Below are 13,694 nucleotides of genomic sequence, written 5' to 3'. Positions count from 1 at the left end.
CTCGTCACGCCAGATATTCATCAGAAATTGAGAATATGATTGGGTGTTATTGTTACAAATATGCGATTGTTATTACAAATATAATAATCGCCGAAACGACTCCATCCAACATTTCTGTACGAATCATCCCCGTCATCTCCGCTAGTTGTGGGCGGGCCGTCACAAAGGCTTCTACTGCAAATGACGTGCCATCCTGACGACGCAGCTGCGGCTTGAAGCTCAAGTGTGCCGGCGGACCTTGGTTCGCTCTTCCTTCCTTTTTGCCTTGCGGATCAACCCAAGCACGAACGGCAAACGTTTCGGCTACGGTTCGTCTGTTCGTTTCGCGACAGTTTCGTTCAATGGCGACAGCTTTGTTTGCTGTGAGCCCCGACGTTGAGACATCATGCGGCGGCACCGCTCGGTACGACGCCGTCATTTTGGCGAGCGCGATGATCGGTAATCACGCGCTGAACGCGCAGCCTTGCCTCCACCACGGAGTCAGTAGGCGCGCCGGCCTGGCATTGCGGCCGACCTGACGGTCGCGTCGAGCAGCCTCTCGTCCTGATAGACGGCGCGCCACAGCTAATGCTTCTTGCCAGCAATTCACACAACGAGCTCATCGAGATGCCAGAGATCACTATGGGGCTGCGCTAGCTGGCGAGCAAAGTCTGATCCCAACGCCGTGTTATCTCGTTGGATGCGGCAGCCGCGCTCAGCAGAATCTACTCGACCAGGCGCAGGCTGAAGGGAAGGGATGGTGGAACCAAACGGTGCGCGTGAGGGTCGCGGCCGGAACAGCCATGGCCAGTCGCTGACCGTCCAGCCAAGACTGAACGGCCGCTATTGCTGAGAAATACAAGTTTCGAGCCCAAAGCGGAACGGACTGACATAGCGCAAAGACACAGGCGAGCGCAGCGGTAAGGTTGGCGGTTATCAGCATGGGACGGTAACTGTTGCAGACCACAAAATATCGCGAGGCCGGCCTGCCTTGGTACACTATCTATCCGACTGTGTCAGAGTTCTCTGGGGCGGTCGGCGCCGAGGCTTATGAGGAATGGCTCAGGAACCTGCCGGCTGACGATCCGGTGTCGCTCTATTTCCACGTTCCGTTCTGCCGATCAGCTTGCTGGTATTGTGGCTTCCCCACCACCATCACCCGCCATGATGCGCCGATCCTCAACTATCTGGCGGCGCTGCGTGACGAGATCCGTTTGGTCTCGGAGCGAGCGCCGCAGACGCTGCCCGTGAGCGACATGCATTTCGGCGGCGGAACGCCGTCTCTCATAGGACCAGCCGAGTTCCTGGCTCTGATAGAGTTCCTGCGACGCCGCTTCGCTCTCACGAAAACAGCTACGGTTGCCGTCGAGATTGATCCGCGCACGTTCACGGCCGAGATGGCCGAGGCCTTAGGAGCAGCCGGCGTGAACCGTGTGAGTCTCGGCGTGCAGAGCTTCGATCCCATTGTTCAAAAAGCAATCAACCGGGTTCAGAGTGAGGCGCAGACGTCGGCTGCCGTGGAAATGCTGCGCCGGCATGGAGTAAGCCGCATCAACTTCGACCTCATCTTCGGTCTCCCGCATCAAACGGTGCAGTCCTGCGTCGAGACCGCGAGGGCGGCGGTCGCAATGCGCCCCGACCGGCTTGCGGTGTTCGGCTATGCGCACATCCCGTCGCTTATAAAGAATCAGCGCCTCATCGAGGAGGCAGTTCTTCCGGGCAGCGCTGCCCGCGCCGAACAGTATGCGGCCGTGGCCGCGACGCTGATTGCCGCCGGCTACCGCGAGATCGGGCTCGACCATTTCGCCTTGCCGGACGACGAGCTCGCGCTGGCACAGAAAACGGGTCGCCTGCGGCGTAACTCGCTGGGCTACTCGGCCACCACCTGCAGAACCCTGATCGGTTTCGGCGCGTCGGCTATCGGCCGCGTCGGCGACGGGTACGTCCAAAACGAAGTTACACGGGATTCCTACATCCAGCACATCGCAGCTGGCCGTCTGGCGACGTCAAAGGGCTATCGCCTCACTGACGACGACCGCGTGCGAGCCGCAATTATCGAGCGACTAATGTGCGATCTCGAGGCCGATGTGCAGGCAATCTGTGCCGCCCACGGATCTGATCCGATCCGTCTTCTCGATTCAGCTGAACGCTTGGCGATGCTGGCCGAGGACGGGATAGGGGACTTCGAAAACGGTTTTGTCCGCGTACGGCGGGAGCATCGCTTTGTAATTCGCGCTGTCGCTGCCGCGTTCGATGCTTTTCTCGATCGGGATGGCCGTAGGCATAGCCACAGGTGAGGGCAAGCATCCAAACGGAAGCTAAACTCGACGCCCTTGGCCGAGGCCTGTCATGAAGCGCGCGTCAAGGATGCGAAAAGCAGAGCTGATCCGCCTATTTCATCTCATCTTCAATGACATCGACCTCGTGGCTGCCACCGAGGCGTTTCCATATTGATCGTGGTAGGTGCGGGACATCTGGGTGTTCGCCCTCAGCGCATGAATATCCCGCCATGTGATGGGTCAGGAAATCGCGGTGGCCGCAATCAGCCCGTCCATCGATGACAGACCGCGGCCACGCCGCTTCGCGAGGCCCGTCAGGTCGCCCCAGGCCAGGGCAACCAGTTCGGCAGGACTCTCGGCTCGAAGCGCTGCGGGAGGTCCCGGGCGAGCCATCCGGCCAGTGCGTCACGTTTCCGACCTTTGTCCATGAGGGCAGCGCCGCGCCGGATCTCGGCGAGCGACACAACGCTGATAAATGAGCGGTCTTCATCGAGCCCGTCCATCCATTCCAGCACGCGCGCGTCAGGGCTCGGCCTCGTCACCTCGGAGAGGACATTAGTGTCGAGCAAGAGCCTCACAATGGCAGACCATGCGGTTCATCGCGTAGCCGCTCGACGTCCAGTTCGGCGTTGCGCAGCGGCGATGCGCAGCGAGTGCCCAGAAAACAGCAGCCAGCTCCCCTTCCGGAAGATCGGAGCGGACGCCACGCAAAAAGCGCCAAATCCTTGGCGCCGGCGGTCTGTGTGTTTGCGCGCTGGCGGCTTTGGTGTACTCCTGTGCCGTTTCGACGAGGCTTCCAGCCGGACCGGCAGGGGAGGAGGCTTTGGCGGCGCGGCCGGCACACGGCCCACCTCGAGGACGAGATCGACGATGTCGGGCAGATCCTCGGTCGCCTCACAAATCGGTGAGGTCGTCGGGACACCGTCTTCCACTTTTGTTGATCAGCCGCCTTCCTGGCCATGTTCCGAGACAATAAGGCGCCCGTGCGCCGCCGCCTCGATTAACCCAAGACGCGCAAGGATCTTTTGCCGGAGACAACGAGGTCACCATCCTGCGGTGCCGCGTTGCGTCACAGTCGGCATGAGATGTGCAAAGTGGACCGTCGTCAAACGTCAAACAGAGGCGTTGGTGACTGGACTGAACGACCAGAACGAGCTGCTTGCGCCCTTTCGGGCTTCACAAAGTTCGAAAATGGCGTCGTTTCAGGGCATAATCGCCGCTTGTCAAAATGTTTGCAACAAGTCCGGTGAAAGCCTACCGAGTATCTTGTGCTTGGGGGGCGGTTAGTTCCGATAAACTAAGCGGCATACACATGCTAATCTATTTGATTTACGGGCCGACCTGCAGCGGCAAAACAGACGCGGCAATCCAAATTGCACGAGAGACCGGATGGCCGGTCATTGCGCTGGATCGTGTACAATGCTGTCCTCAAATCGCCACCGGCAGCGGGCGTCCCTCGGATTCCGAACTGCAATCTACCCAGCGGATCTACTTGGATTCGCGCCCGCTAACCGCGGGCATCATTGACGCCGAGACCGCCCATCGTAAGCTGATAATGCAAGTGGATGAGCGTAGTTCCCAGCCGGGGCTCATCCTCGAAGGCGGTTCGATCTCCCTTCTCAATTTAATGGCGCGAAGTCAGCATTGGGATGGCGCTTTTCGGTGGCATGTAAGGCGGTTGCGGCTCGGCAACTCGGACGCCTTTCTGGAGAGAGCCAAGCGTCGGGTCACAGACATGTTTGTCACAAGAGAAGGACAACCTTCATTGCTGCAGGAACTTGCGGATCAGTGGAAGGAAGATGCAGTCCGTCCCACTTTGGAAGACGTTGACGGATATCGTTGCGCCATTCATTTTGCGAGAGAGCACAGCTTGGCAATCAGCGAAATGCCGTGCCTTCGCAAAGAGCTCCAACAAGATCTTGTAGAGGCGATTGCGAGAGAATATCTCGAATATGCGCGTTGGCAAGAACGCGACTTTCCAGAATGGCAAACTGAGTGAGCAAGCCTCCCCGGACCTCGCCTGCGGTGCGGGCACGGTAGCTCCTGAGAATTGCGCTAAGTGGTTTGCTGAAGCAAGCTAGTGCCAGGCGACATTAGGTCCGTGTGGCAGCGGAAGGATTGCTTTCGCCACGGTGACTGCGGAGGAGGCGACATGGCTGCACTGCTCATTTCAGGCATGGGACGGAATGTACCGATGACAAAGTGCTGCGCGCTTCGTAGCGACCGCTACCGTGGCTGACTCGCGAACTACTATCCGCCAGCCCAGTCTGTGGCGTCGTCTCGGCTTTCATCGCCACCGCCTTCGCCCAGGAAACGCCCGAGGCCGCAAGCGTCGCCGTGGCAGTGCGGCACCCGGCAAGATGGGTGGTCATCGGCCCTATCTGATCGACGGGGAGCACCGTGCTTTCGTCCTGGGCGAGGTTGAGCGAGATGCCAACATGACGCTTCATCAATTGACGGCGGCACTGGCTGAACGTGGTCTCCTGCGAGCGTCGGTCGCTTCCTGCACCGCGAGGGCAAGAGCTTCAAAAAACCGTTCTGCCGGCCGAGCAGCTCAAGCCAAAGCTGATGCGCGGGCGTGCGCAATGGATGCGCTATCGGACCCGCATTGACCCTACGCGCCTGGTCTCCCTGGATGAAACATGGGTCAAGACCAACATGGCACCGTTGCGCGGCTGGGGTGTGCGCGGCAAGCGGCTGATGGCCCACGCACCATATGGCCATTGGAAGACGATGACCTTCATCACCGCGCTGCGGCATGATCGGGTGGAGGCGCCTTGGGTCATTGACGGACCCATCAATACGCAGGCCTTTCGCGTCTATGTCGAAACCGAACTCAACAAAACACTGAAGCCGGGCGACATCGTCATTCTCGACAATCCCGGTTCTCACAAGGGCCAAGCCGCCCGCGACGTCGTCAGGGCTGCTGGCGCAAGGCGGGTCAAGCCCGCGAGAGCGGCAATTTTGTTCCGGCTATCACCCTCTCGTCGAGAACGGCGTGACGGAAGCGATAAAGTTGCGCCGGCCGGCCGCCGGTTTCCGCGGTTGTCTCACCGGTCTCCTCGACCAGCTCCTGCTGCTCGATCAGCCGGCGAAAGTTCGGCTTACGCACGAGCCTGCCGGCAAGCGCCTCCACGGTGCGCTGTAGCTGCAAAAGCGTGAAGACCGGCGGCATCAGTTCGAATACGACCGGCCGGTATTTGATCTTGGAGCGCAGCCGCGCAATGCCGGTCGCCAGGATGCGACGATGATCGGCGATCATCGATCTGCCCGACACCGAGGTGGGCGCAGCGGAATGTCCGGCGCGTATTGCTTCCTCCACCAGGGCGGCTTCGTAGAGCAGCTCATAACGTTGAAGCGCGAGTTCCTCGTTCCAATGGCGGTCGTCAAAGCCGAAGGCGATCGCCGCCCGCCGTCGTCGGTCGAGGCGTGTCGTACCGTCGTCAGTGCCATCCGCCCATTCCATCAGGCGCGGCCGCAATTCGTCCAACACGACCGCCGGTGTGCCGGAGCGGTGATCCTCCCACGGGAAATAGTCGTACCAGCTTCCCCAGTGTCGCCCGGCCGGGTCGCCAGCTTCGTCTTGGTGGGTGAGCGCCAGATAGCTGATAGAGACCACGCGGTCGTCAGCGCCAACCCTGTCGCGATCGGCGAAGGTGTAGAGCTGTTCGATATAGCCGAGCGGCTGGCCGGTCTGTTGTTCCACCCATCCCCTGAGGCCCGACTGCAGCGAACGATGAGCAAGCTCGAACGGGCCGGAGGGCAGGGCGTTTGCCTGCGGGATGGTCAGAACGCAGGGGGCGCTGCTGTCCATGGCGACCACAACGGCGATCAAGTCCGCATTGACGTCGTTGGCCTTGCCTCCAGCTCCGCCTTTCCTAATCCCTTTTGCGCGATCGTCCATGGTCCCCGACGTCGTTGAGCAGAGCCCTGCCGCGTAGGCGGCTGAACCGATTGAATTCCGTTTTTGTCTGATAATTGTCGGCGCGTCAACACCACCCGTCGTGGCGATTTTAGCTCTTCGCAGCTGCACAAAAAGTGCCAACGCGACATCCGTGCTTGGGGAAGGAGGCCCATTGAGTGCGCCGATTCAAAGCTCGTCGATCGACATTGCGACGTTGTTCTCGTCGGCGACAGCGCGGCATGGTTCTCCACGGCTTGGCGTCGACGCTGGGCGTGACGCTGGAGATGATGATCATGCACGGTCAGGCCTGCCCCGTGGCCTGGAGCCGGCGCAAATGGTCGTCGACCCGCCGTTCAGTTCCTTTTGAAGAAACCCGGAGCAGGTTTTCCGCAATGCCTGATAAAGCCCTTCCAGTGCGCCCGCGCCAGCATCATCGCACCCTCGCTCCAACACAACCTATGCGAGTCAGTAAATCGACTCGCCGGCACTATTGTTTCAGGGGAAATGAATCTAGTTTCAAAGGGTTCGGCCGATAGGCCGGGCACAGCTGCGGTCTTCACGGCCTTTTTGACATAAACGCGTCGCCCGATTGAGATTATCTTGACGGTAGCGCAGTGCGCCATCCATGCCAGTCGAGATGATCATGGGCAAATATCGAGACCATCGCGAGCCACGCCGGCATCGCTATGACGATGACCCCGTTTCCTTTTCGGAACGGACTTCCGAGCCAAGCTATTTTCAGCGCCCGCCGACCGTGACGGCAGATCCTGTCGATGCGGAGGTATTGTGGTTCACAGTCAGCAAGGGTTTTGGCTTCGTCAAACTCTCGGACGGCACGGAGGCCTATCTGCACGTGCGAGTGTTAGAGGCGGCCGGAAGCCGGGATGTTGCCGCGGGAACGCCTCTCAAGATCACGGTCGAAAAAAGTCCAAAAGGTCATCAAGTCGCGCAGGTGCTGGAGATCGGCGATCACCGCGCGAAAACTCCGTCACATACCCGCGTCGCTGGAGGGACCTTCGTTGAAACCGGTGCGCAGCTGGAGAGCGGGGGCACGGTCAAGTGGTACAAACCCGAAAAGGGCTTCGGCTTCATTGCTCCTGACAACGGTGAGAAGGACGTCTTCGTTCATGCCAGCGCCCTGACGCGCTCAGGGCTCAGCGTGCTGGTGGCGGGACAGAAGGTGTTTGTCGAATGCGGGCAAGGCAAGAAAGGCTGGGAAGTCCGGAGCATTCGCCTTGCCTAGACGGCGATGCATTGCTCGCCTCGAAGGAGATGCCGGAGAGCGTCGGGCGGCCGCCCGAGCCCGCGTAGCAGAAACCGACATTGTCGAAGCGCAGCACGCCGTCGGTGACGACGAGATCCCTGGCGCCCGCCGCGTCCTCGATGTCAAGTTCGGCGTCGAGCAAGTCGAACAGCCGCGTGCCGCAGGTCGAGGCGCGCGCGAACGAGTTGACCATCAATCCGAGCTAGCGCACCGGCATCTGTAGAATGGTCATGAAGGTGAGCAACAGGGCCAGCGTGCCGACGCTGATTTGACCTGCGATCACTTTCTGGCCACCGAACCAGAGCACCAGGGCCCATGGCGGTCAGGAACGAGAAATTCATGGCGCTGGTGTTGCCGACACGGATGTCAACGCGCTCATTGGCGAGATCAAGGCGCGTCCTGCTTGGCGCGGTCGAACTTTTCCAGCTCGTGCGGCTGCGCGGCGAAGGCACGCACGACACGGATGCCGCCGAGATTCTCATCCATCACCCGGATCTTTAACGATCGCTGATGCCCAGATATGGGAAGGTCAGGCTTCAATGACGGGGAAGGTGAAGGATTGACTGGTCGGGTTTCCGGGCCGAGCTTGTCGGCCGCTCGATCGAAAGCGTCATTTGAGGCGCTTCCTCTCCCGCGTGTAACTGGAAGACACGCTCGTCCAGTTCCTTGTCTACTTCCGTGAGACGATGATTGAGGCGAAGGTAGTCGGTCCAGGTCGGCGTGCGGAACGTTTCTGTCCACTGCATAGGCTTCTGAAGGTTGCGCTGGAGCGTCCAGTTCCGAGCACCGACGCGGCTGTGTACATGACGCCGCTGCCGCATGAGGTCGAGGAAGGCCTCGACATTTCTCTCGGCTATCAGATATTCGATCTTGACCACGATCGGGCCGCTTCTCGGCTTCAAACTGAGAGCGACAGCTGGGGCGTCGAATTCCTCCAAAGGATCGGGCTCGGACTCGCGGCGCTCGCGAAGAGGAAACAGAACGCCGGCTGCAGCAACGAGCAGCAGGGCCGCAGCGGAACCCTCTAGCGCCCACGTCAGCGAATGGTTCTGGGAAACGGTGCCCCACACCCAGCTGCCGGCCGCTATGCCGCCGTCTATCAATGCATAGTAGATGGAGATCGTGCGCCCCACGACCCAGCGCGGGCTTGCCAGCTGCACGCTCACGCCAACCCCGGACCAGGCAGTGACCCAGCCTGCGCCGCCCAAAGCAAGTGCAATTGCCGCCACGCCGATCGAAGAGGTAAGCGCCAGGGAGAGGGAGCACGCCGCGCAGGCGACGCAGGAGAGCCTCATCAGCTGTTCTTGCGACAAGCTCCGTCTGAACAGGCTGTTGGAGAGGCCGGCGAAGACCGCGCCTGTTCCGAAACCTGCCATGAGCGTGCCATAGGCGAGCGGGCCTCCTCCCAACTGGTCGCGGACAATCAGCGGCAGCAGCGCGAGTATGGCGATGCTCGCCAGGCCAAAGAGGGTTCCGCGTGCGATCGCCGCTTTGATTTCCGATGACATCGCCGTGAAGCGCAGCCCTTCATAGAAGGCCCTCCTCATCGACTCGCGCGGAAGAGGCGACGAGCGGACCTTCCACTTGCAGCGCCATATGGTGGCCAAGGGTACCAAATAGGTGAGGGTGGTCACGGTAAAAGCGGCCAAAAGCCCGAAGGAGGCAACCACGATGCCGCCGAGCGCCGGGCCCACGGTCCGTACGGTGTTGAAGCCAACGGAAAGCAGGGTAACGGCAGCGGGAACATCGCGCCGGTCCACCATATCGCCAACCGACGCCTGCCAGGCGGGATCGTTGAGAGCGCCGCCGCATGCGATTAAAAAGCTGAAGCCGAGAATCATCCATGGGTCGAGAAAGCCCAGCGCTACAACAGCGGTCAGCATCGCAGATGCTATCACCATAAGGCAGCGGCCCGCGAACATAACCCTGCGACGGCTGAAATTGTCAGCGAGAACCCCGGCGAACACGGACAAAATGAAAGCGGGCAGGTTCGATGAAGCCTGCACCAGCGCAACCATCAGATCGGAAGTCGAGATGGTAGCCATCAGCCAACTGATGGCAACAGTCTGCATCAACCAGCCGAGGCTCGAGACTTGCGTGGCGAGCCAGATCGAACGAAAGGTGGGCTGCAAAAGTGGCGCAAAGGTCGTTGGTGCAGCCAAATCATCATTTGATCCAGCCACCCTACTCATTTTGCCAACCTTTGCTTTGCGTTATTGCCGTTTCCCATGTAATCTAGGCTGAACCGTGGCGGCTAGAAGAATCTAGAAGAATAGAGAGAAACTGTTTGCCTTGCGGCACAGGTCCTCGTGATTAAGGGTTGCGGCCGAGACGCATGCCCGAGCCGGCTCACCCCGCCTTCGAAGACATCGCGGGGTGGAGCCCGGATTCTTGCTTGTCGTTTGACGCAGCATGCTTCATCAACGGGCACTTTGCCGAGCGATGCCTTTTCGCGAAACGCGACGATGTTCTTTCGTCGGAAACTCTCTCCAACGGCGTTCGATGCGCTGAGTCTGGCTTGGGGCGAGGTGAGGGCTTGCAGATCTTAGACAGGATTGATTGCTGATATACGCAGACGGTTGCCGGGCCGCGATCGAAGAGGCGCGCGCCTTGCTGCTTCAGCTTGAACAAAAGTCTGACGCGCTCACACATGCCATCGACGACTTTCTGCTCGATCTGATGAGGCTGGCTTTCATCGTTGAATGTTATGAACGCGGCTTTGAACTTTTGGCGCGAACGCTTGCCCGTAGAAGACTGGCAAAGGTCAGGCTTTTGTCGGGGGCGGTGGACTCCGCCAGGGAGAAATGACACCCAAAGCCGGATGGCTGAAGCGACGGTCGCCCCGCGTTCCGCACAGTGACGAAGGTAACGGTACGGCTCTTCGGCAGATGGCGCATCCTCATGGTAGCGTCTGGCCGTTCCCTCTGATGCCTCGGCCTCCCACACCTATCCGAACAGGCCCGATCCTGGAGGGTCCTCGAAGCGGGCATGAGGGCGATAGGCCGCGTGGTTGGGGTACCAAGCGTAGGCGCGGTATTGGGCTGGAAATTGGCGATGCGCGACGAAGAAGTCCGAGATCAACTCGTGCAAGGGCAATTCCTAACACCGTGGACGTGTTGGAGCAGCCTCATCCTCCTAGTCAGGAACGTCATCAAGGTTATAGGATTGATGCGCGGCGAACCCTCGGAACTCAGGATCATGTTGACATCGCTGTTCGACAGAGCCGACTTGGCGCAAGGAAGCCACATCGTTTCGGAATTGCTTATCGCATGGTCTATCGTCGGCCTAGTCAAACCCTTGGCGCGGCGAGGAAGCGGCGGTCGTCGGCGTGATGCATGACGGGAGTCGGCCGCGCCTCACCAGAGGCGAAATGCAGGAACCAAAGGAAAGGACCACCTGCATGGAATTGCGAAGCTTCGGCGTCTGAGCCGCGACCCTTGCCAACGATCATTCAACCCGCGACGTAGAGCTTCAAGCCAGCCTTGGACATGCGAACCGCGCTACCATCGTTGCAGAGGAGCCGTCCACCAGATGGTTCCATTTGTAGTCCGCGCCTTTGGTCGACATAGCGGACTGGCTCTGGCCACCGGCAAGGTTGAAGAGTGTTCCGTTGTTGCAGTCGTACTTGGCCTACGTAAACCAGATGCCTGAGCACGCGGTCGCGTTTCAGGGTTGATCTACTCGTAAAAAGGAATTGTCTTAGGCGGAAGGCCGCACTTAATACCACTATCCTATTGGCGCCCCATCGGGTTCCCGGATTGAGCAAGTCCGGATCACTATTTTATGCCGCTGCCAGCGTTGTGTCCGCCATGTGCACGCGCGCTGCCGCTGCCAGCAGGTCGGTCTGGGTGATCAGCCCAATAATGCGTCGCTCGGCATCGACGATGACCACGGCATGGCTGCGGCCGTCGGTGAGCACCGGCAGCAGGCTCATCGCCGGCGTATCGGGAGAGGCGGTGCCAGCCTTCGACATCACAGCCCTCACCGCGTCGGTCGCCTTCGTCAGCTCGCGCAGGCCAACTACACCGACCAGCCCGCCGTCGGCGTCGGTCACCGGCAGCGTCCGGATGTTGTGATCGAGCAGCAAATGACGCGCCTGGTCGGCAGGCGCATGTTCATCGACCGAAATCACATCGCGCGACATGATGTCCTCGCACAGCAGGGTGCGGTGGGAGCGCACCATCGCCTGCAACTCGACCTGCCGCAGCAGCCGCTCAAGATCGTTGCGGTCGATATCGAAGGTTTCCTCCAGCGCGCCGAGCGCGGCATCGATATCCTCGGGCTGGAAGCCGACCCGCTCCCGCGCCGGCGGATCGATGGTTCCATGCGCGCTTTTAAGGGCGGGGGCCGCCACATGTGGATAGTTGCGCCGCGACAGTTTATGGATGCCGTAGCCGAGTGCGACCAGCACGATCGAGTTCAGCGCTACCGGAACGAAGGGAAACAGCAAGCCGGAACTGAAGACGGCCGGTCCGCCGAACACCGCAGTTAAGGCGGCGGCGCCACCCGGCGGATGCAGGCAGCGCGTGAACGACATGGCGGCGATGGCCAGCGCCACCGCAATGCCGGTAGCAAGAACGGGTTCACGCACGAAATGCGCCACGATCACCCCGACCAGCGCCGAAATCGTATTGCCACCGATAATCGACCAAGGTTGCGCCAGCGGGCTTGAAGGCACGGCAAAGAGCAGCACGGCCGATGCTCCCATTGGAGCAACCAGCAGTGCGACATGTGGGCCAGACCCGTTCGCCAGCGCACTGATCACGCCAGTCAATGCGATGCCGATCATGGCCCCGATGCAGGCGAGCAGCCGCTCGCGCAGCGTTGCACCGGCAAGGATCGGAACAAAGAGACGAAACGCCATGGCATACCCTTGGGCGAGTGGTCGGAACTCCGCGCTCCGCAATGCAGGCAAAGCCACAGATTTGGAAGTTAAGCCAATTCGGAAAGTCGGCTCACGGGGGAATACTTTTGCGCGAAACGGCCATTGCCAAATGGGTGCAGACATTTTGATCGGCTAGAGAAGGCAGACGGCACGCTGATCCGCTCGAGCGCAGCTAGAGGCCAAGGGCTGCCGTGCCGCGGGCAGCCGGAAATGGGGATGGTCGGAGGTCGAGCTGGGATGGACACTAAGGAATTCAGAGGCTTCGAAAAGCGTGCTGACAATGTCGGCATGGCAAGACAAATCAGGCCCTTGTCGCTCCACTTCCGAGGCGAACTCCAGCGGAGTACGGCTTCTACGCGGTGCTTGGTCTGCCTGTCCTTGCCACCATCGGATTCGTTGGCTGCTGAAACGTCCACCTGTAGCCGCTGAGAAGACGACTGCCGCCAGTGCCGTCGTGGAACCGCCATATGACGGCGGCTTGGTTACAGAGCCGGCTCGTGTCGATCGGGCGGGGGAGCCTGATGTGACGTACATGGTCCAGAAAGTGGCCAATGAAGGTGCTGGCATCGTCAACGTGATCAGGTCACGTAATAGCGGTAATACAACCGCGACCACGAGCCTCTCAGGCGTTCGATGAGGCGAGAAAATCCGATCACCAGACCAAGCGCGATTCCGCCACACTGCCACACACGAAACCGATCAGGTCACGTTCCAGGCTCACCAGAAGATTGGAGCCGAGGCCACCTCGGCTGAACTCTGCCATGCCGCGGGCCGCCACCTCTTCCAGCCGCGGTAGAAAACGTGGGTCAGCAGCGCCGGCATGGGCGAGCAACTCCCAAAATCGCGAGCAGCGCCATCGGCTCCACAAGCGGCCGCAGATGTCGGCCGATGAAGCGGAAGGGCGGCGGTGCGATGGAAGCGCCGTGCGACAGCCTATCCAGACCTGTAATCGTGATCAGGCTCATCTGGGTCTCCGGACGCCAGCGTTGCAGATGGTTTTAGGCAAGCGTGAGCAGGCCGTGGGTCCCAATCCGGTCAGGCCGACCACGATCATGGCCGAAAGAACGAGTTCCAATTGAAAGAGCTGACGACCATAGGCGATCAGGTATCGGAGCCTTTCGAACCATGCGATGAGTTCTACCGCAACCAGGGTCTGCCAGCCGTTGGCAAGGCCTTCAGCCCTGTAAAGATCGACGGCACGGCGGAAGGCAGCACGAGTTTCGACCAGCGGCTGAACGAAAGGACACGGCCAGACCCCGTCTCACGACGACCCCGTTGCGCTTCGCCGCCATCAGGCTGGGTAGAGGACTTGCACGTCTAAAGCTGTCGATCATGCTCGGCACACAAAAAAGGGCGGCATTGCTGCCGCCCTTTCCGCTGTAG

At 60.4% G+C, this 13,694-nt stretch carries 10 protein-coding genes and 4 pseudogenes; 7 read left to right on the top strand and 7 right to left on the bottom strand.

From position 1 onward, the window contains the following. Window positions 1-935: 935 nt before the first annotated feature. The gene (gene hemN / locus NKJ13_RS25765; RefSeq protein WP_352778768.1) at window positions 936-2,276 is read left to right on the top strand and encodes an oxygen-independent coproporphyrinogen III oxidase; all 1,341 of its coding nucleotides are present in this window, start codon (window positions 936-938) and stop codon (window positions 2,274-2,276) included. A gap of 225 nt (window positions 2,277-2,501) precedes the next feature. On the opposite strand, the pseudogene NKJ13_RS25760 reads toward hemN, so the two are convergent. Continuing rightward, window positions 2,502-2,836: pseudogene (locus NKJ13_RS25760) on the bottom strand (PIN domain-containing protein); the annotation flags it as partial. Between the two features lie 734 nt (window positions 2,837-3,570). On the opposite strand from NKJ13_RS25760, the gene NKJ13_RS25755 reads away from it, so the two are divergent. Then, window positions 3,571-4,257: an isopentenyl transferase family protein gene (locus NKJ13_RS25755; RefSeq protein WP_352474847.1), complete on the top strand. Its 687-nt coding sequence runs from the start codon at window positions 3,571-3,573 to the stop codon at window positions 4,255-4,257. Window positions 4,258-4,423: 166 nt separating this feature from the next. Here the strand turns inward: NKJ13_RS25755 and NKJ13_RS25750 are convergent, their stop codons facing one another. Then, on the bottom strand, window positions 4,424-4,708 hold the full coding sequence (locus tag NKJ13_RS25750) for a hypothetical protein (protein WP_352452632.1): 285 nt from the start codon (window positions 4,706-4,708) through the stop codon (window positions 4,424-4,426). A gap of 118 nt (window positions 4,709-4,826) precedes the next feature. Here NKJ13_RS25750 and NKJ13_RS25745 point away from each other — a divergent pair. Beyond that, a pseudogene (locus NKJ13_RS25745) lies at window positions 4,827-5,174 on the top strand (transposase); the annotation flags it as partial. A 25-nt stretch (window positions 5,175-5,199) separates the two neighbouring features. Here NKJ13_RS25745 and NKJ13_RS25740 read toward each other — a convergent pair. Continuing rightward, the gene (locus NKJ13_RS25740; protein ID WP_352469024.1) at window positions 5,200-6,162 is read right to left on the bottom strand and encodes an NUDIX hydrolase; all 963 of its coding nucleotides are present in this window, start codon (window positions 6,160-6,162) and stop codon (window positions 5,200-5,202) included. Window positions 6,163-6,309: 147 nt separating this feature from the next. Here NKJ13_RS25740 and NKJ13_RS25735 point away from each other — a divergent pair. Both NKJ13_RS25735 and NKJ13_RS25730 read left to right on the top strand, forming a co-directional pair. After that, window positions 6,310-6,526, top strand: a pseudogene (locus NKJ13_RS25735) (3-methyl-2-oxobutanoate hydroxymethyltransferase); the annotation flags it as partial. Window positions 6,527-6,787: 261 nt separating this feature from the next. Further along, window positions 6,788-7,405: a cold-shock protein gene (locus tag NKJ13_RS25730; protein ID WP_352458545.1), complete on the top strand. Its 618-nt coding sequence runs from the start codon at window positions 6,788-6,790 to the stop codon at window positions 7,403-7,405. Here the strand turns inward: NKJ13_RS25730 and NKJ13_RS25725 are convergent. Next, a pseudogene (locus NKJ13_RS25725) lies at window positions 7,380-7,930 on the bottom strand (ABC transporter transmembrane domain-containing protein); the annotation flags it as partial. The gene NKJ13_RS25730 and the pseudogene NKJ13_RS25725 sit on opposite strands and share 26 nt — an antisense overlap. 32 nt (window positions 7,931-7,962) lie before the next feature. Continuing rightward, on the bottom strand, window positions 7,963-9,618 hold the full coding sequence (locus NKJ13_RS25720) for an MFS transporter (RefSeq protein WP_352778767.1): 1,656 nt from the start codon (window positions 9,616-9,618) through the stop codon (window positions 7,963-7,965). A gap of 418 nt (window positions 9,619-10,036) precedes the next feature. Between NKJ13_RS25720 and NKJ13_RS25715 the strand changes: the two genes are divergently transcribed. Then, entirely contained in the window at window positions 10,037-10,234 is a 198-nt protein-coding gene (locus NKJ13_RS25715) for a hypothetical protein (protein ID WP_352778765.1), read from the top strand. Window positions 10,235-10,480: 246 nt separating this feature from the next. Beyond that, a complete protein-coding gene (locus tag NKJ13_RS25710; RefSeq protein WP_352778764.1) occupies window positions 10,481-10,765 on the top strand; it encodes a hypothetical protein in 285 nt (94 codons plus the stop codon). A 442-nt stretch (window positions 10,766-11,207) separates the two neighbouring features. Here NKJ13_RS25710 and NKJ13_RS25705 read toward each other — a convergent pair whose 3' ends face one another. Together NKJ13_RS25705 and NKJ13_RS25700 are read right to left on the bottom strand one after the other, a co-directional pair. Next, window positions 11,208-12,290, bottom strand: coding sequence for an HPP family protein (locus tag NKJ13_RS25705; protein ID WP_352452638.1), 1,083 nt, complete (start codon window positions 12,288-12,290; stop codon window positions 11,208-11,210). 827 nt (window positions 12,291-13,117) lie between these two features. Then, window positions 13,118-13,276 carry a hypothetical protein gene (locus tag NKJ13_RS25700; protein ID WP_352778761.1) on the bottom strand — a complete coding sequence of 53 codons (159 nt, stop codon included), beginning with the start codon at window positions 13,274-13,276 and terminating at the stop codon, window positions 13,118-13,120. Between the last annotated feature and the right edge of the window lie 418 nt (window positions 13,277-13,694).

Source organism: Mesorhizobium sp. M0174 (assembly GCF_040322275.1).
Classification (GTDB): Bacteria; Pseudomonadota; Alphaproteobacteria; order Rhizobiales; family Rhizobiaceae; genus Mesorhizobium.
Note: the sequence above shows the minus strand (reverse complement) of the source record. Positions and strands in the feature narration are given on the sequence as shown.